Origin of the sequence: Kribbella speibonae, from assembly GCF_004331375.1 — a bacterium.
Taxonomy (GTDB): Bacteria; Actinomycetota; Actinomycetes; order Propionibacteriales; family Kribbellaceae; genus Kribbella; species Kribbella sindirgiensis.
In genome coordinates, this window is sequence record NZ_SJKC01000001.1 from 2,224,075 (window position 1) to 2,241,509 (window position 17,435).

Annotated in this window: 18 protein-coding genes; 10 read left to right on the forward strand and 8 right to left on the reverse strand. The window is 68.8% G+C overall.

The genetic code is table 11. From position 1 onward, the window contains the following. Positions 1 to 89: 89 nt before the first annotated feature. Positions 90 to 944, reverse strand: a complete 855-nt coding sequence (locus E0H92_RS11250; RefSeq protein WP_131496163.1) for an oxidoreductase — start codon at positions 942 to 944, stop codon at positions 90 to 92. A 103-nt stretch (positions 945 to 1,047) separates the two neighbouring features. Here E0H92_RS11250 and E0H92_RS11255 point away from each other — a divergent pair, with 103 nt between their 5' ends. After that, positions 1,048 to 1,920, forward strand: coding sequence for a helix-turn-helix domain-containing protein (locus E0H92_RS11255; protein ID WP_131496164.1), 873 nt, complete (start codon positions 1,048 to 1,050; stop codon positions 1,918 to 1,920). Here the strand turns inward: E0H92_RS11255 and E0H92_RS11260 are convergent. The 3 genes from E0H92_RS11260 to E0H92_RS11270 form a co-directional block, all read right to left on the reverse strand. Then, positions 1,892 to 3,130 carry an alpha/beta hydrolase gene (locus E0H92_RS11260; protein WP_131496165.1) on the reverse strand — a complete coding sequence of 413 codons (1,239 nt, stop codon included), beginning with the start codon at positions 3,128 to 3,130 and terminating at the stop codon, positions 1,892 to 1,894. The genes E0H92_RS11255 and E0H92_RS11260 overlap by 29 nt on opposite strands. Positions 3,131 to 3,199: 69 nt before the next feature. Further along, positions 3,200 to 4,357, reverse strand: a complete 1,158-nt coding sequence (gene glgA / locus E0H92_RS11265) for a glycogen synthase (RefSeq protein ID WP_131496166.1) — start codon at positions 4,355 to 4,357, stop codon at positions 3,200 to 3,202. 19 nt (positions 4,358 to 4,376) lie between these two features. Further along, positions 4,377 to 4,925: a GNAT family N-acetyltransferase gene (locus E0H92_RS11270; protein ID WP_131496167.1), complete on the reverse strand. Its 549-nt coding sequence runs from the start codon at positions 4,923 to 4,925 to the stop codon at positions 4,377 to 4,379. A 64-nt stretch (positions 4,926 to 4,989) separates the two neighbouring features. Between E0H92_RS11270 and glgC the strand changes: the two genes are divergently transcribed. From glgC to E0H92_RS11310, 8 genes are all read left to right on the forward strand, one after another. Further along, entirely contained in the window at positions 4,990 to 6,252 is a 1,263-nt protein-coding gene (gene glgC / locus E0H92_RS11275) for a glucose-1-phosphate adenylyltransferase (RefSeq protein ID WP_131496168.1), read from the forward strand. Further along, complete coding sequence (gene kynU / locus E0H92_RS11280) at positions 6,249 to 7,478, forward strand: kynureninase (protein WP_131496169.1); 1,230 nt, start codon at positions 6,249 to 6,251, stop codon at positions 7,476 to 7,478. The genes glgC and kynU overlap by 4 nt, the downstream gene beginning before the upstream one ends. Beyond that, positions 7,475 to 8,773, forward strand: a complete 1,299-nt coding sequence (locus E0H92_RS11285; protein WP_131496170.1) for an FAD-dependent oxidoreductase — start codon at positions 7,475 to 7,477, stop codon at positions 8,771 to 8,773. The genes kynU and E0H92_RS11285 overlap by 4 nt, the downstream gene beginning before the upstream one ends. Then, a complete protein-coding gene (locus E0H92_RS11290) occupies positions 8,770 to 10,272 on the forward strand; it encodes a 2-hydroxymuconic semialdehyde dehydrogenase (RefSeq protein ID WP_131496171.1) in 1,503 nt (500 codons plus the stop codon). Before E0H92_RS11285 ends, E0H92_RS11290 begins: the two co-directional genes overlap by 4 nt. Beyond that, the gene (locus E0H92_RS11295; RefSeq protein ID WP_131496172.1) at positions 10,269 to 10,688 is read left to right on the forward strand and encodes a RidA family protein; all 420 of its coding nucleotides are present in this window, start codon (positions 10,269 to 10,271) and stop codon (positions 10,686 to 10,688) included. The genes E0H92_RS11290 and E0H92_RS11295 overlap by 4 nt, the downstream gene beginning before the upstream one ends. Before the next feature lie 2 nt (positions 10,689 to 10,690). Continuing rightward, complete coding sequence (locus E0H92_RS11300) at positions 10,691 to 11,209, forward strand: 3-hydroxyanthranilate 3,4-dioxygenase (protein ID WP_131467323.1); 519 nt, start codon at positions 10,691 to 10,693, stop codon at positions 11,207 to 11,209. A gap of 135 nt (positions 11,210 to 11,344) precedes the next feature. Next, a complete protein-coding gene (locus E0H92_RS11305; protein ID WP_131496173.1) occupies positions 11,345 to 12,343 on the forward strand; it encodes an amidohydrolase family protein in 999 nt (332 codons plus the stop codon). After that, positions 12,336 to 13,058, forward strand: coding sequence for an alpha/beta hydrolase family protein (locus tag E0H92_RS11310; RefSeq protein ID WP_131467325.1), 723 nt, complete (start codon positions 12,336 to 12,338; stop codon positions 13,056 to 13,058). The genes E0H92_RS11305 and E0H92_RS11310 overlap by 8 nt, the downstream gene beginning before the upstream one ends. Here the strand turns inward: E0H92_RS11310 and E0H92_RS11315 are convergent, their stop codons facing one another. Both E0H92_RS11315 and E0H92_RS11320 read right to left on the reverse strand, forming a co-directional pair. Continuing rightward, the gene (locus E0H92_RS11315; RefSeq protein WP_131467326.1) at positions 13,059 to 13,760 is read right to left on the reverse strand and encodes an O-methyltransferase; all 702 of its coding nucleotides are present in this window, start codon (positions 13,758 to 13,760) and stop codon (positions 13,059 to 13,061) included. It abuts the gene before it with no gap. Positions 13,761 to 13,910: 150 nt separating this feature from the next. Continuing rightward, positions 13,911 to 14,693 (reverse strand): DeoR/GlpR family DNA-binding transcription regulator, encoded by a 783-nt coding sequence (locus E0H92_RS11320; RefSeq protein ID WP_130384025.1) that lies wholly within the window; start codon positions 14,691 to 14,693, stop codon positions 13,911 to 13,913. A 119-nt stretch (positions 14,694 to 14,812) separates the two neighbouring features. Between E0H92_RS11320 and E0H92_RS11325 the strand changes: the two genes are divergently transcribed. Continuing rightward, on the forward strand, positions 14,813 to 15,676 hold the full coding sequence (locus E0H92_RS11325) for an SIS domain-containing protein (RefSeq protein ID WP_238173376.1): 864 nt from the start codon (positions 14,813 to 14,815) through the stop codon (positions 15,674 to 15,676). Here E0H92_RS11325 and E0H92_RS11330 read toward each other — a convergent pair. After that, positions 15,663 to 16,253 carry a GNAT family N-acetyltransferase gene (locus E0H92_RS11330; protein ID WP_131496175.1) on the reverse strand — a complete coding sequence of 197 codons (591 nt, stop codon included), beginning with the start codon at positions 16,251 to 16,253 and terminating at the stop codon, positions 15,663 to 15,665. The genes E0H92_RS11325 and E0H92_RS11330 overlap by 14 nt on opposite strands. Then, entirely contained in the window at positions 16,243 to 17,409 is a 1,167-nt protein-coding gene (locus tag E0H92_RS11335; RefSeq protein WP_238173377.1) for an MFS transporter, read from the reverse strand. Before E0H92_RS11335 ends, E0H92_RS11330 begins: the two co-directional genes overlap by 11 nt. Positions 17,410 to 17,435: the final 26 nt, after the last annotated feature.

Below are 17,435 nucleotides of genomic sequence, written 5' to 3' on the forward strand. Positions count from 1 at the left end.
GCAAACCCTGCATCTGGTGGGTGGACCCACGAGAGTGGACGAGCTCGTCGACGCCCTCATCCAGATGCTCCAGCGCGAACTGCGCTAAGTCAGGCGCCGATCGCGTCGAGTTCGGCGACGGCGTCGGCGGGGAGTACGAGGTCGCGGGCGGCGATGTTCTCGCGGAGGTGGGCGAGTGACGACGTGCCCGGGATGACGACGCTGGTTGCGGAGCGCTGGAGGAGCCAGGCCAGGGCGACCTGTTGTGGAGTGGCGTCGAGCCGGGCCGCGACCTTCGCCAGCGTCTCGGACTGCAGCGGGGTGAACCCGCCCAGCGGGAAGAACGACGCGTACGCGAGGTCGTGCGCCGCGGCGTACTCGACCACGTCGTCGTCATCGCGGTTCACCAGGTTGTACAGGTTCTGGATGGTCACGATCGGCGCGATCGCCTGCGCCTCACGGATCTGCGGGATCGTCACGCCGCTCAGGCCGAGGTGCTTGATGAGGCCCTGCTGCTGGAGCTCGACCAGTGTGCTGAACGACTCCGCGATCGACTCCTCGCTGTGGCCTTCGTGCGCCATGCTGCGCAAGTTGACCACGTCGAGGACGTCGAGACCAAGGTGCTCGAGGTTGTCGTGGACCTGGCGGCGCAGCGCATCCGGTGCGAGGTCCGGGATCCAGCTGGCGTCGTCGCCGCGTCGCGCGCCGACCTTGGTGACCAGGACCAGGTCCGCCGGGTACGGGTGCAGCGCCTCCTTGATGATCTCGTTGACCACGGTCGGTCCGTAGAAGTCGCTGGTATCGATGTGCGTGACGCCGAGCACGACGGCCTCCCGTAGTACGGCGATCGCCTGGTCGCGGTCCTTCGGCGGTCCGAAGACACCTGCGCCGGCGAGCTGCATGGCGCCGTACCCCATCCGGGTGATGGTCAGGTCCTCGGCGAGGGTGATGGTTGAGTTCGTCATGTCTCCACTGTTCGTCGGCGCGCACCGAACAGGGAGTACCTCGCTGTTCCTGGGAGTGACAGGACCCAGGTTGCGGCGGCGTACCCGGTCTACCGTGGAAACCATGGACAACGCGCTGGGTGACTATCTGCGGGCTCGCCGGGAGCAGGTGCGGCCCGAGGACGTCGGCATCCGGAGCATCGGCCGTCGCCGCGTGCCCGGGCTGCGCCGCGAGGAGGTCGCGATGCTGGCCGGTATCAGCTCCGACTACTACCTCCGCCTCGAGCAGGGCCGGGACCGCAATCCGTCGGTGCAGGTCCTCGAAGCGCTCGCCGACGTACTGCGCCTGGACGTCGACGCCACGAGCTACCTCCTCGGCCTGGCCCAGGAGCGGTCGGCGCCGCGCCCGCGATCCCGGATCGAGCAGGCGCCGGCGAGCATCGTCGAGCTGATGAACGGCTGGTCGGACAACCCGGCGTACGTGCAGAACCGGTATACCGACGTACTCGCGGTGAACGCGCTCTGCGCGGCGCTCTCGCCGAACTACGCCGTCGGCGTCAACCTGCTCACCACCGTGCTCCTCGATCCGGCCGAGCGCGCGCTTCGCCGGGACTGGAAGGACCTGACCGAGGAGGGCGTCGGCGCGCTCCGGTCCGAGCTCGGGTCGAACGTCGACGATCCGCGCCTGAAGGAACTGGTCGGAGACCTCTCGGTGCGCAGCGAGCGCTTCCGGCAGCTGTGGGCCCGGCACGACGTGCGGCCCCGCCGCGGGCGGGTGAGCCTGCTGACGCTGCCCGAGGTGGGCGAGCTCGCGTTGCAGAGCGACAAGCTCACCATCGGCGGGACCGACAACATGACGCTGGTCGTCTTCCACGCGGTGCCCGGATCACGCGACGCGGAATTGCTAGCACTGCTAGGCAGCCTGGCCGCATCCCAGCAGACACAGGGCGAGCCGCTCGACCGGAGCGTCAGGCCCAGCGAGCGTAGGCCCGAATGATCTCCGGGTACGCCGTGAACGCCGTGCCGAAATGGTCGACGGCGCCCATCGAGTGCACCGTCACGTCCGCGCCGCGCTTGCGCAGCGAGGTCGCGCACGAGTCGGCGTTGGAGGCGACCACGTCGGTGTCCTTCGTCCCGTTGTAGAGGTGCACCGGTACCCGCGGCGTCCAGTCATGGCAGATCTGATCGGCCGTCCGCAGGGCGCGCAGGAACCGTCCGCTCGGATGCTGCAGCTTCGCCGCGAACTCCGGCGTGAACAGCTTCTCCGGTGTGTCCGGCAGCCCGGCCACGATCTCCTCGAAGGGATGGGAGCCGTCGAACAGCCCTTCGACGGTCGAGGCGTACGGCGCCTGGAACGCCTCGCGCGGGTTGTTGTACAAGCCGACGGTCCGGTTCCACGCGGTCACGAAGTACGCGAGGTAGAAGGTCGCGGTCGGCGGGAGAACGCGGCCGTCGAACGCTGCCGGGAGTTCTTCGCCGACCAGGTCGTAGGGTCCCGCGACGGCCCGGATCTCACCTAGACGGAACGGTCCGACCTCGCCGCGGCTCAGGGCGCGTCCGAAGGCCAGGGAGGCTCGGCCGCCTTGTGAGAAGCCGGTTACCAGGACGTCCCGCTTCAGCGCGATGCCGCGCTTGGCGGCGAACGTGCGCGCTGCGAGGAGCAGGTCGGCGGACGCGGAGGTTTCGGTCTTCGTGTCGATGTATGGGTGGAGGCCCGGGCCGAAGCCTAGGCCGAGGTAGTCGGGTGCCACGCCGACCAGTCCTTGACCGGCGAACAGGGCGGTGACCAGGCGGTCGGTCGAGGTGTCGTCGACGGATGCGGCGTACGCCTTGGTTGCGGTGGTCCCGTGCAGGTACTCCGCGACGGTCAGCGCGCCCCGGCGTCCGTCCGGAAGTACGACGATCCCGCTCGCCGTTGTCGGGCGCCCGTGGACGTCGACCGTCCGGTAGATCAGGCGGTACGCCGTGACGCCGTACGCCGCGCGGGGTGTGCCCGGGAAGTCGGCGGCGGCCGCATCCAGCTGAGCTGCTGTCAGGTGAGCGACCGGCGTGGCCGAGACGAGCGCACCACGTGGGGTATGCACGCTGGAGACCGCAGCCTCGGAGAGGGGCGGCTGGTGGACCGCGCCGTAGGCGGAGAGGGGGAAGGTGAGGAGGGCGGCGGTGGCGAGGGTGGCGGCGATTGGCTTTGTCAGGCGAGATGTCATGCCTCAAGCCAACCGCCGCCGGTCGCCGCACAGAATGGTGCGAACTCCCGGTCGCAGGTGGGGTTTTGCCTACCCGCGCAGGCTGTTGTACAGGTCGACGGTGCGTCCCGCGACGGCGTCCCAGCCGAACTCGGAGACCGCGCGTGCCCGCCCGGCCTTGCCCATCGCTTCTGCCCGGGAAGGGTCGTCGACCAGCGCGTTGATCCCGTCCGCGAGACCGCGCTCGAAGGTGTCCGGGTCGTTCTCGTCGTACGCGACCAGGGTGCCGGTCACGCCGTCGTCGACGACCTCGGGGATGCCGCCGACCGCGCTCGCCACGACCGCGGTCTCACACGCCATCGCCTCCAGGTTGACGATCCCGAGCGGCTCGTAGATCGACGGGCAGCAGAACGCCAGCGCGTGCGTCAGCACCTGCCGGACCTCCTCCCGCGGCAGCATCTCGGACACCACGAACACGCCGTCGCGGGCCGACTTCAGGTCGTCGATCAGCGCGTCGGTCTCGGCCTTCAGCTCGACCGTGTCGGCGGCGCCGGCCAGCAGCACGAGCTGTACGGACGGATCCAGGCGCAGTCCCGCGCGGAGCAGGTGCGGTACGCCCTTCTGCCGGGTGATCCGGCCGACGAACGTCACGTACGGACGATTCAGGTCGACGCCCAGCCGCTCGAGGACATGCGTCGACGGATCCGGGCGGTAGAAGTCGGCGTCGATGCCGTTGGAGATCACGTGAACGCGCGCCGGGTCGATCGACGGGTAGCACTCCAGTACGTCGGTACGCATCCCGCGGCTCACCGCGACCACCGCGTCGGCCGCCTCGTACGCCGTCTGCTCGGCCCAGCTGGACAGTCGGTACCCGCCGCCCAGTTGCTCGGCCTTCCACGGGCGGCGCGGCTCCAGCGAGTGCGCGGTCACCACGTGCGGTACGCCGTACAGCAGCTTGGCCCAGTGCCCCGCCATGTTCGCGTACCAGGTGTGCGAGTGCACCAGGTCCGCGTCGCCGACCGCCGCGGTCATGGTCAGGTCCGTGGACAGGATGCGCAGCGCCGCGTTCGCGTTCGGGATCCGCGGGTCGTCCTCGGAATGCGCGGTCGCGCCCTTCCGGGGTTCGCCCATGCAGTGGACGTCGACGTCGATCAGCCGGCGCAGCTCGCGGACCAGGAAGTCCACGTGCACACCGGCCCCGCCGTACACGTCCGGAGGAAACTCACGCGTCAGAATGGCGACCTTCATAAGCTCCGACCATAGGTCATCAGGCGACCTGTGTCGGCACCCAGAAGCGCAGCTTTCCGTGTCGTTCGTCTTCCAGTTCGCCACCAGCTGCCTCGATCACCTTGCGCGATCCGGTGTTGTCCAGGTCGCAGGTGACCAGGGCCGGCTCGATGCCGAGGGCGGCGGCGATCGGGAGCGACTGGGTGAGCATCTGGGTCGCGTACCCGCGCCGCCGGGCCGAAGGGCGGACGCAGTACCCGATGTGCCCGCCGACCTCGGTGAGCGCCGGTGTCAGGTCGTGCCGGATCGAGAGCCGGCCGAGGAACTCGAGACCGTCCACGAACCACAGCACGGTCTGGTGCACGATGCCCGGCGCCAGGGCAGTGTCCGGCTCGGCCTCGCGCCGGATCTCGGCGACCAGCCGTGCGAACTCCGCCGGGTCCGCGGCCTGGTTCCGGGTCCAGTCCTCCTCGGCTCCGGCGGCGTGGGCGCGCGCACCCATCCACCGCTCATGATCCGGACCGAGCTCGTCCCAGGCCGCGAGAAACGATCGGTGAACGGCAGTGGTCGGTACGACGAGGATCGGCATCCTCCCAGTGTCGCGACACCCGCAAACGCTTATGTCCGCGGGCCGTCGGAGCTAAGGTGCCGACATGGCAAAGGCGCCCAGAGTTCTCGGAATCGTGCTGGCCGGTGGTGAGGGGAAGCGGTTGATGCCGCTGACGGCGGACCGGGCCAAACCGGCCGTGCCGTTCGGCGGCAGTTATCGCCTCATCGATTTCGTCCTGTCGAATTTGGTCAATGCGGGTTATCGAAATCTTTGTGTGCTGACGCAGTACAAATCGCATTCGCTGGACCGGCACGTCACGCTGACCTGGCGGATGTCCACCCTGCTCGGCAACTACGTGACCTGCGTCCCGGCGCAGCAGCGGCTCGGCCCGCAGTGGTACCAGGGCAGCGCGGACGCGATCTACCAGTCGATGAACCTGATCAAGGACGCCGACCCGGAGTACATCGTGGTCTTCGGCGCCGACCACGTGTACCGGATGGACGCGTCGCAGATGGTCGCCGCGCATATCGAGCGCGGGAACGGCGTGACCGTGGCCGGGATCCGGGTGCCGCGGGCCGAGGCGACCGAGTTCGGCGTGATCAAGACCGCCGCGGACGGGCACGCGATCGAGGAGTTCCTGGAGAAGCCGGCCGACCCGCCGGGGCTGCCGGACTCGCCGGACGAGACGTTCGCGTCGATGGGCAACTACGTCTTCAGCCGGGACGTGCTGGTCGAGGCGCTCCGCAAGGACGCCGCGAACCCGGCCTCGCGGCACGACATGGGCGGTGACATCGTCCCGATGCTCGTTGCCGAGGGCAAGGCGGGCGTCTACGACTTCAAGGACAACGACGTACCGGGCGCGCTCGACCGGGACCGCTCGTACTGGCGCGACGTCGGGTCGCTGGACTCGTACCATGAGGCGCACATGGACCTGGTGTCGATCCAGCCGGTGTTCAACCTCTACAACAACGACTGGCCGATCTTCACCTCGCACCCGCAGCTGCCGGGGGCGAAGTTCACCGACGACGCGACGGTCGGTGAGTCGATCGTCTGCCAGGGATCGATCGTGTCCGGTGCGCACGTCGACCACTCGGTGATCGGGTCGAACGTGATCGTCAGCGCCGGTGCCGACATCCAGCACTCGGTGATCATGGACAACTGCAAGATCGGCAAGAACGTCGTGCTGAAGAACGTGATCCTGGACAAGAACATCGTGATCCCGGACGGCACCCAGATCGGCGTCGACCAGGACTACGACCGGGAACGCGGGTTCACGGTGTCCAAGGGCGGCGTGACCGTGCTCGGCAAGGGGCAGGTGATCGAGCCTCCGAAGGCCGCCGTAGCTGACGAGGTCGCTGAGGCGTGAGCACCGAGGCCGAGGCGCTGGAGCTCGATGCCGCGGACCCGGGGCACCGGGAGCTGTTCGACGTACCGCCCGCGCAGGGCGGTGACTATCCGGAGGTCGCGTACTTCGCCGGCAACTCGCTCGGCCTGCGCCCGAAGGCGACCCGGGCCGAGCTGCTCGAGGACCTGGACTCGTGGGCGGCGCTCGGGGTCGAAGGGCACCTGGACGCGGCCCGGCCTTGGTTGCCGTACCACGAGCTGCTGACCGGTCCCGCGGCGCGACTCGTCGGCGCGTTGCCGAGCGAGACGGTCGTGATGAACACGCTGACCGTCAACCTGCATCTGTTGATGGTGTCGTTCTACCGGCCGACGCGGTCCCGGCACCGGATCGTCATCGAGGACTCGGCGTTCCCTTCGGACAGTTACGCCGTACGGTCGCAGGTCGAGTTCCACGGGTACGACGCGGAGGACGCGGTGATCCGGCTGCGTCCGCGGCCGGGGGAGAACAGTCTGCGGACGGCGGATGTGGTCGAGCAGCTTGGTGGCGACGTGGCGCTCGTCCTGCTCGGTGGCGTGAACTACCTGACCGGTGAGCTGATGGACATCCCCACGATCACGAAGGCCGGTCACGCGGCCGGGGCGATCGTCGGGTGGGATCTCGCACACGCGGCCGGGAACGTGCCGCTCGCGTTGCACGACTGGGACGTGGACTTCGCGGCCTGGTGCTCGTACAAGTACCTGAACTCGGGTCCGGGGGCGATCGCCGGCGCGTTCGTGCACGAGCGGCACCTCGGCGCGGACCTGCCGCGGTTCGAGGGCTGGTGGAGCACCGACGCGAAGACGCGGTTCGAGATGACACCGGAGTCGCGGCCGCCGGCGACCGCGGACGCGTGGCAGGTGTCGAACCCGCCGATCTTCGCGATGAGCCCGGTGCGGACGTCACTGGAGATCTTCGACAAGATCGGTATCGAGGTACTACGGGAGCGGAGTGTGCGGTTGACGGCGTACCTGGCGGGGCTGCTGGCGGGTCTCGAGGTCATCACCCCGGCCGATCCGGCGCGCCGCGGCGCCCAGTTGTCGGTGCGGGTGCCCGGGGCCGGAGCGTTGTCGCGGCGACTGCGGTTCGAGTACGGCGTGATCGCGGACTCGCGGGAGCCTGACGTACTGCGGTTCGCGCCGGTGCCGTTGTACTCGACGTACCACGACTGCTGGCGGGCCGGGGCGGCGATGGCCGAGGTGACGGCATGAAGGTCGCGATCGTCGGTGCGGGACTGACCGGTTCGCTGCTCGCGTGTTTCCTCGCGCGCCGCGGCCTGACCGTGACGCTGTACGAACGGCGTCCGGATCCGCGCGTCGCTGTCGTTGAACGCGGCCGGTCGATCAACCTGGCGATCTCCGAACGTGGGCTGGACGCGTTGCGGCGGATCGGCCTGGTCGACGAGGTGATGGCGGACGCGTTGCCGATGAAGGGCCGGATGATTCATCCGGTGGCGGGTCCGCTGGACTTCCAGGCGTACTCGGCGTCCGGGGACCGTGCGATCAACTCGATCAGCCGGGGCGCACTGAACAACGCCTTGCTGTCGGCCGCAGCGGCGGCTCCTGGCGTGTCGGTGGAGTTCGAGCACCGGTTGGTGGAGCTGGACTCGGCCGCTGGTTCGCTGGTGTTCGCCACGCCGTCCGGGAAGGTGTCGGCGTCGGCCGATGTGGTGCTGGGCGCTGACGGCGCGGGGTCCGCCGTCCGCGAGCAGTTGCTTGCCGAGGGCATCGTCGCGGAGGATGTCGACTTCCTCGACTACGGGTACAAGGAACTGTCGATCCCGGCGGCCGCGGGTGAGTTCGCGCTCGATCCCGGCGCGCTGCACATCTGGCCGCGCGGTACGTCGATGATGATCGCGCTGCCGAATCCGGACCGCTCGTTCACCTGCACGCTGTTCTGGCCGGCCGGGTCGTTCGACGCGCTGACCACCGCCGACGGCATCTCCGCGCATTTCCAGGAGCACTATCCCGATCTGTTGCCGTTGGCACCTTCGCTGGTCGACGACTATCTGCACAATCCGGTCGGGGTGCTCGGGACCGTCCACACGCTCCCGTGGCAGGCCCATGGACGTACGGCGTTGCTCGGCGACGCGGCGCACGCGATCGTGCCGTTCTACGGGCAGGGCGCGAACTGTGCCTTCGAGGACGTGGTCGAACTGGATCGCTGCTTGGACGACACGGGCGGGTCGTGGGCGCGGGCGCTGCCGCTGTTCGAGACCCGGCGGCGCGAGAACACCGAGGCGATCGCCGAGATGGCACTCGCGAACTTCGTCGAGATGCGCGACAAGGTCGCCTCACCCGTCTTCCGCCTCCAGAAGCAGGTGGAACACGCCCTCGAACGCCTGCTCCCGGGCAAGTACGTCTCCCGCTACGAACTGGTCTCCTTCTCCACCACGCCGTACGCCGAAGTTCAACGCCGCGTCCACCGCCAGCACCAACTCCTCGGCGCTGCGGCGGTCGCGTCGGCCGGGGTCCTGCTCGGACTTGCTCGGAGGCGACGACGGTGAGCCTGTGGTCTGCGGAGTTGCTCACCGGGCAGCCCTCGTCCGTCGGAGTGCTGCGGCACTTCGTCGGGGGTGGGTTTGTGGAGAGTGCCTCGCGGTTCGCGAAGGTTTCGCCGGTGACGGGGGAGCAGATCTTCGACGTCTGTGAGGCGGATCAGTCGACCGTGGATGCGGCGGTGGACGCGGCGCGCCAGGCGCTGAGCGGTCCGTGGGGACGGATGAGCGAACAGGAGCGGGCCGTCGTACTGCGGCGGGTCGCGGACGAGCTGGAGCGGCGGTTCGAGGATCTGGTGGCGGCGGAGGTCGGCGACACCGGGAAGTCGATCAGTCAGGCGCGCACGCTGGACATCCCGCGCGGTGCGGCGAACTTCCGCACGTTCGCGGATTTCGCGACGACAGTACCGACCGAGTCGTACACGACCGTCCTCCCCGACGGGCGGCGCGCGCTGAACTACGCCGTACGGAAACCGGTCGGCGTGGTCGCGATCGTCGTACCGTGGAATCTGCCGTTGCTGCTGCTCACCTGGAAGGTCGCGCCGGCGCTTGCCTGCGGCAACGCGGTTGTGGTGAAACCGTCCGAGGAGACGCCGTCGTCGGCGACCGTTCTCGCCGAGGTGATGGCCGAGGCCGGCGTACCTGCTGGTGTCTTCAATCTGGTGCACGGATTCGGCCCGTCGTCGGCGGGGGAGTACCTGACCCGGCACCCGGGCGTGGACGCGATCACGTTCACCGGGGAGTCCGCGACCGGTACGGCGATCGCGAAGGTTGCCGCGGACCGCGTCAAGGCGGTGTCCTTCGAGCTCGGCGGGAAGAACGCGGGGCTGATCTTCGCCGACTGCGATCTCGACGCCGCGGTCGAGGGCTCGGTGCGCTCGGTCTTCACGAACGGCGGACAGGTCTGCCTGTGCACGGAACGCCTGTACGTCGAACGCCCGATCTTCGAGGAGTTCACGTCCCGGCTGGCGCGGCGGGCGGAGGAGCTGACGTACGGCTGGCCCGCCGACGAGTCCACGATGAACATGCCGTTGATCTCCAAGCAGCACCGCGACAAGGTCGTGTCGTACTACGACCTCGCCCGCCGCGAAGGTGCTGAGGTGCTGGCCGGCGGCGGCGTACCGACGTTCGGGGATGCCCGCGACGGCGGCTCCTACGTCCAACCGACCGTGGTCACCGGTCTACCGCCTGACGCCCGGACGAATCGTGAAGAGATCTTCGGCCCGATCTGCCACATCGCCCCCTTCGACACCGAGGAGGAGGCCTACGCCCTCGCCAACTCCTCCGATTACGGGCTGGCGGCAACCGTCTGGACCCGCGACGTCGGCCGCGCCCACCGCGCCGGCGCCGCCCTCGACGTCGGCCTGTGCTGGGTCAACACCTGGTTCCTCAGAGACCTCAGGACACCGTTCGGCGGAGTGAAGTTGTCCGGCGTCGGCCGCGAAGGCGGACGGCATTCGGTGGACTTCTACACCGAAACCACCAATGTCTGCGTGGAGCTCTCATGACCGTTGTGCCGGGGAAGGCCACGCCGCGCGGGCGGTTTCCGCATGTGCGGGTCGCGGGCGGGTTCGCGTTCGTGTCGGGGACGTCGAGCCGGCGGCCCGACAACACCATCGCGGGTGCGTCCGTCGACGAGCTGGGCACCGTCGCGCTGGACATTCGTGAGCAGACGCGGGCGGTACTGGAGAACATCCGGGACATCCTCGGGGCGGTCGGGGCCGGGTTGGAGGATCTCGTCAGCGTGACGACGTACCTGGTGTCGATGAACGACTTCGGGGGGTACAACGAGATCTATGGTGAGTTCTTCGACGAGTCGGGGCCCGCGCGCACGACCGTCGCAGTCCATCAGCTGCCGCATCCCCAGCTGCTGATCGAGATCCAGGCTGTTGCGGCGATCCCGCAACACTCTCAGGAGGAGTAGGTATGGCGAATTTGGAGTCGACGAACTTTCCGGAATGGATCGAGGAGAACAAGCACCTGCTGAAGCCGCCGGTCGGCAACAAGCAGATGTTCCCGACCGGGGACGACTTCATCACGATGGTGGTCGGCGGCCCGAACCAGCGCACCGACTTCCACGTCGACCCGTACGAGGAGTTCTTCTACCAGATCTCCGGCGAGCTCAAGGTCAACGTGATGACCGACGACGGCCCCGCGACCGTCGCGGTGAATGCCGGCGAGATGTGGGTCCTGCCGCGGAACATGCCGCACTCGCCGCAGCGCGGCCCGAACTCGATCGGCCTGGTGATCGAGCGAGTCCGGGAGCCCGGCGTACTGGAGAAGTTCCGCTGGTACTGCGCCAATTGCAACGCGATCGTGCACGAGGTCGAGCTCCAGGTGACCGACATCGTCGCGGACCTGCCGCCGGTGTTCAAAGCCTTCTACGACAGCGAGGACGCACGCACGTGCCCGGACTGCGGCACGCTGCACCCGGGCAAGGCGTAACCACTCGCCACACCGCGCCCCCGCATCTGGTGGGTAGGCGTCCGAGATGCAGGGTTTACGCCTGGGATCGGGGACGTACACCCTGCATCTGGTGGGTGGGCGTCCGAGATGCTGTGGGGACGGAAGGAGCGGTGGATGACGGTCGATGTGCACACACACCTGGTGCCGAAGGGGTGGCCGGATCTCTCGGCAGCATGCGGCGGCGACGGCTGGCCGTGGTTGCGGATCGACTCCGAGCGGGCCGCGATGATCATGATCGGCGAGACCGAGTTCCGCCCGATCGGACCGCAGGCCTGGGATCGGTCCGTACGCCGGGCCGATATGGATGCCGACGGCATCGATCTTCAGGTGGTGTCGCCGACCCCGGTGTTCTTCGGCTACGAACGGCCGGCGGCGCAGGCCGTGAAGCTGGCGGAGATCTTCAACGACCTCACCCTGGAGACGCTGGCCGGTGACGACCGGTTCGTGCCGTTCTGCCAGGTGCCGTTGCAGGACCCGGACCTGGCCTGCGCCGAACTGGACCGGAGCCGGGCGGCCGGGCATGTCGGGGTGGAGATCGGCAACCACGTCGGCGACAAGGACCTCGACGACGCCGGGATCGTTGCCTTCCTCAACCACTGCGCGGAGACCGGTACGCCGGTCCTCGTGCACCCGTGGGACATGCCGGGCGGCCCGCGGCTGGATCGCTGGATGGCGCGCTGGCTGACCGGGATGCCGGCCGAGACGCATCTGTCGTTGCTGGCGATGATCCTGGGCGGCGCGTTCGACCGGTTACCGCCGTCCTTGCGGATCTGTTTCGCTCACGGGGGCGGGAGTTTCGCGTTCTGGCTCGGGCGGCTGGAGAACGCGTGGCACCGGCGCGGCGACATCGTCCGTGGTTGCTCCGAGCACCCACCGTCGACGTACCTGGACCGGATCCTGGTCGACACGGTGGTGTTCGAATCAGCGCCTTTGCGGCTACTTGTCGATACCTTGGGGGAAGACCGCGTTCTGGTCGGCAGTGACTATCCCTATCCATTGGGCGAGCGGCCGGTCGGGGAGGTGGTACGGAAGGCCGGCTTCCTGACCGCGGAGCAGCAGCACAAACTGCTCACGTCGAACGCCCTGAGCTACCTCGGGAGGTCTGATGAGTGAGGACCGATCGGTACTGTCGCGCAAAGCACCAGAGCCGGATGAGGAGTTGCGGTACGGCGACCACGCGGACCAGGTGATCGACTACTGGCACGCGAAGGAGTACCGGCCGCTGATCGTGTTCATCCACGGCGGGTTCTGGCGGCCGGAGTACGACCGGGTGCACGCCCGCTCACTCGGTGCGGCGCTGTCCGACCTCGGCTGGCCGGTCCTGTCGCTGGAGTACCGCCGCGAGCCCGGCAACCCCGACGCGACGACCAGTGACATCCGTACGGCGCTGGACGCGCTACCCGACCTCGTGGACGTGCACGCGGGCTACGTGCTGATGGGCCACTCCGCCGGAGGCCAGCTCGCCCTGTGGGCCGCGTCGACGCTCAACCCGGTCCGGCTACGCGGTGTGGTCGCCCTGGCCCCCGTAGCCGACCTCCTGAAGGCGGACCAGCTGATGCTCGACGACGGCGCCGTACAGGCCTTCATCGGCGGCGGTGTCCGCAACGACCTGGACCCCGCCCACCTCCCCGCGTCGATAGCGCCCGTAACCCTCATCCACGGCGTCAACGACACGGTCGTCCCCATCACCATCACCGACTCGTACTTCACCGCCCACCCCACGGCCCACTTCCACCGCGTCCCCCATTGCGGCCACTACGAACTGATAGACCCCCAGTCCGACCCCTGGCACGAGGTAACCACCGAACTGACCCGCCTGACGAGCTAGCTACTTCAGGCGCTTGGCGGCGGTGAGGAGTCCGTCGGAGGTGGGGAGGAGGGCTGAGACCAGGTTGTCGTCGTCGCGGACGGCGCGGATGAGGTCCCGGAGGGCCATGGTGTCGGGGTCGCGGCGGGCGGGGTCGGCGACTCGGCCGCCGGTGAGAATGCCGGCGAACGCGACGATGCCGCCGGGGCGGAGCAGGCGCAGCGCCTCGTGCAGGTACGCCGTGTTCTCGCGGCGGTCCGCGTCGCAGAAGACCAGGTCGTAGTGACCGTCGGTGAGCCGAGTGACCACGTCCAGCCCGGCTCCCGCGATCAGGCGGAACCGGTTCGACGCGACGCCGGCGTCCAGGAACGTCTTGCGGGCCAGTCGCTGGTTCTCCGCGTCGATGTCGACCGTGGTGAGGGTGCCGTCGGCGCGCATGCCGCGGAGCAGCGCGAGCCCGGAGACGCCGGTCCCGGTGCCGATCTCGACGACCGCTTTCGCGCTCACGCCGGCGGCGAGCAGGCTCAGCGCGGCGGCCGCGCCGGGGCCGATCGGGGCGACACCGCTGTCCGCGGCGCTCGCCCGCGCACCGGTGACGACCTCGTCCTCACCGATGTAGTCCTCGGCGTACGCCCAGGACGTCGGGTCGATGCCGGTAGCGATGGCGTCCTCCCAGTGATCGGCGGAGTGGTCGGCGGAGTGCTGTGCGGCTGCGGTACCCATGCTGAACCGAAGCCTAGCGGCTGGAGGTCCGCTTTCCGTGCTGCACGCGCGGAGGTTGCGCACTCCTGCTCATAACAACTGCCCCACAATCAGATATGATCGTCCGCACGAGACGTGACTCACCTGGTGAGGGAGGTGTGTGGAGTGGGATCAGGCGCGGATGACGTCGATGCCGGCTTCCTTGAAGACGGCGAGCTGGCTTTCGTCGGCCTGGGCGTCGGTGACGAGCGTGTCGATCTCGCTCAGCTCGCAGATCCGGGCGAAGGCCCGCTGCCCGAGCTTGGAGGAGTCGGCCACCACGACGACCTTCGCGGCCCGGCTGACGATCAGCTGGTTGATGTTCGCCTCGCCCTCGTGATGAGCGGTGGCGCCGGTCTCGTCGATCCCGTCGACGCCGATGAACGCGATGTCCAGCGACAGGTCGGACAGGATCCGGTGCGACAGCGGCCCGATCATCTCGTACGACTGCGGCCGCGCCACGCCGCCGGTCAGCACCATCTTCACGTGCGGCCGGACGATCAGCTCGTTGGCGATGTTCAGCGCGTTGGTGACGAGCGTGAACGCGGGCTCGCCGTGCTCCGCGGACAGCTCCGGCCGGGTCGCCAGCGTCCGCGCCACCTCGGAGATGGTGGTGCCGCCGTTCATCCCGATCACCATGCCGCGGCGCACCAGCGTGGCCGCCGCCTGCGCGATCCGCTGCTTCTCGGACGCGAAACGCGCAGTCTTGTAGCGCAGCGGCAGGTCGTACGACACCGCGTTGGCGACCGCGCCGCCGCGGGTCCGGGTGAGGAGCTGCTGCTTGCCGAGATGGTCCAGGTCACGCCTGATCGTGGCCGCGGACACGTGCAACTGCTCGGCGAGCTCGTCGACGTCGATGGCGCCTTTCTCGGCGAGCGACTCGAGCAAGGTGTTGAGGCGTTCATAACGCTTCACCCGGGGCTCCTCCTTCACACAATCGGTCAGCCCGGTGGCGGCTGGTTGGCACCATTCGATCACGTTCGAGCAGTTTCGACCATCAGAAGTGCGGAGACGACATGACGCAGCAGCCATTTGTGAGCACTGAGATCGCCACTCAGCCGGACCTTTGGCGGCAGGTCTCGGACGGTTTCGCGCAGTACGGCGGTGCACTTCCGAAGGCCGGTCAGCGGGTCGCGGCAGTGGGCTGCGGCACCTCCTGGTTCATGGCGATGGCGTACGCCGCGCTGCGCGAGGACCTCGGCCAGGGCGAGACCGACGCGTTCGCCGGATCCGAGTTCCCGGCGGACCGCGCGTACGACGCGATCGTCGTGATCAGCCGCTCCGGTACGACGACCGAAGTACTCGACCTGATCCGCGCCACCGATGTGCCGACGATCGCGATCACCGCCACCGTGGACTCGCCGATCGTCGAGCTGGCCGACCACACGATCATGCTGGACTTCGCCGACGAGCAGTCCGTGGTGCAGACCCGGTTCGCGACCACCACGCTGGCGCTGCTGCGCGCGTCGCTCGGCGAGGACCTGTCGAAGGCCGCTGCGGACGCTCAGACCGCACTGACCATCGACGTCGACGACCTGGCCAAGCTCGAGCAGGTCACGTACGTCGGGACCCGCTGGACGGTCGGCCTGGCGCACGAGGCCGCGCTCAAGCAGCGTGAGGCCGCGTCGGCGTGGACCGAGGCGTACCCGGCGATGGACTACCGGCACGGTCCGATCGCGATCGCGCAGCCCGGCCGCGGTGTCTGGGTCTTCGGTGAGCCGCCGGCGGGCTTGCTGGACGACGTGAACGCCACGGGCGCCACCATCGTCCACCACGCCGACCTCGACCCGATGGCGTCCCTCGTCGTCGCCCAGCGCGTCGCGGTCGCCAAGTCCTTGGCTCTCGGCCTCAACCCCGACCAGCCGCGCAGCCTCTCGCGCTCCGTCATCCTCGACTGACCGCGGCAGTCATCGGGGACTCCAGCGTCCACCCCAGCGCGGTGTAGAGCGCCCGCCCGTCCTCAGTCGCAACCAGTACGCCGGTGTTCGCACCGGCGTACTGCGCTGCTGCGGACAGGGCGGCCATGACGCTCCGGCCGAGCCCACGCCGCCGGTGGTGCGGAGACGTCTCGACCTGGTCGAAGACAGCGGCGTCTCCGGTGAGCGCTGCCTTCCCGCGCGCCGCCACAGAGCCGTCGGCGTCGCGTACGACGACGTCGACCACACTGTCCCGCCGCACACTCGTCAGTTCGTACGACGCAGCCACACTCGCTCCTGCGCCGGCCAGCGGGCGACTCATCAGGTACTCGACCGGCTGCACCTGCCACGGCGCGCCCAGTGAGACCTGCCCGCAGATCTTGAGCCAGGTGTCCGGCTCGCCGAGCCCGTCGACCAGAACGGCGTCGTACGTCGGGAGCACGTAGCGGACCTGGTGACCGGGCAGGCCGACATCGACGCGGTAACCGCTGCGGATCTTCACAGGTGCCGGGGTGCCGCGGGAGATGGTCCAGCCGTGGACCCAGGCGTCAAGAGACATGTGGCGGTGCCTTTCGTGAAGTGACTGCGCCGAGCCCGGCGGCCACGAGAAGAGCCAGGGCGACGACCAGTAGAGCCTTGTGGGTGCCGATTGCCGGGACCAGCAGGCCGCCGGTGGCCTGGCCGACTGCAGCGGCGCCGATTCGGAGGCTGGCGGCGGTCGTGCTGACTCGGCCTTGTAGTGACTCCGGGCTGTACTGCTGGCGTGCGGCGAACATGGCAGGGAGGGTGGGGCCTTCCAAGAGGCCGCTGCCAAAGGCCACAAGTAGCAGGACAACGAAACTGGTGGCCAGGGGCCAGCTACTGAGGGCGAGACCGTAGGCCGCGACCGACACGATGACGACCTGCTCGGGGCGCCAGCGGTTCTGGAGGCGAGTCAGGAGGAGTGCGGTGGTGACACTGCCGAGTTCGATGGCTGTCCAGAGGTAGCCGGCCGCTGACTTGGGCATGCCGAGCGAAGCCATGTGAAGCGGCAGAGCGATCAGCAGGAAGCCTGTGGCGCCCATGAGAAGAGTGGTGGTCACAGTGGAGGCACGCAACCGCGGTGTGCGGACCAGGTGGGACAGACCGGCCAGGACTGCTGGCAGGAAGGGTTCTCCAGCGGTTCGTAATGGTGGCAGCGCGGGCAGGCGGCTGATGGCGCAGATGCTGAGGGCCGCGATGACGGCGATGGCTACAGCGGCGACTTCTACCGACAAGGTGGCTGCGATCGTGGCAGCGGTCGCGGGGCCGGTGATGGTTGCGGCACCGAAGCTCGCGGCCTCGAACGAGTTGGCGCGAGCCAGCCGGTCCTGTGGGACCAGGCTGGGCAGCATGCTGGTGAATCCGCCGCTCGCCATCGGCAGTGTCGCGCCGGCGACCGCTGCGAGCGCCGGCGTGATCCAGTGCGCGCTGTGGCCGACTGCGGCCAACAGGCTGAGCATGACCACCCCGACAACAGCCTGGTTCAGTGCGAGCGCGCTCCGCCGGTACGGCGTCCTGTCCAGCCAGGCACCGAGCAGTGGCCCGGTCACGACTGCCGGAAGCGCATAAGCGGCTCCGCTGACTCCTGCCAGTGCCGGACTGTCCGTCCGCTCCAGCACCAGCAGCACCAACGTGAACGCCACCATCTCGTCGGCAAGCCGGGCCAGCGTTGCCGCCAAGTAGTAGCTCGCCACCCCTGACCTCCTGTAACGCAAAGCTG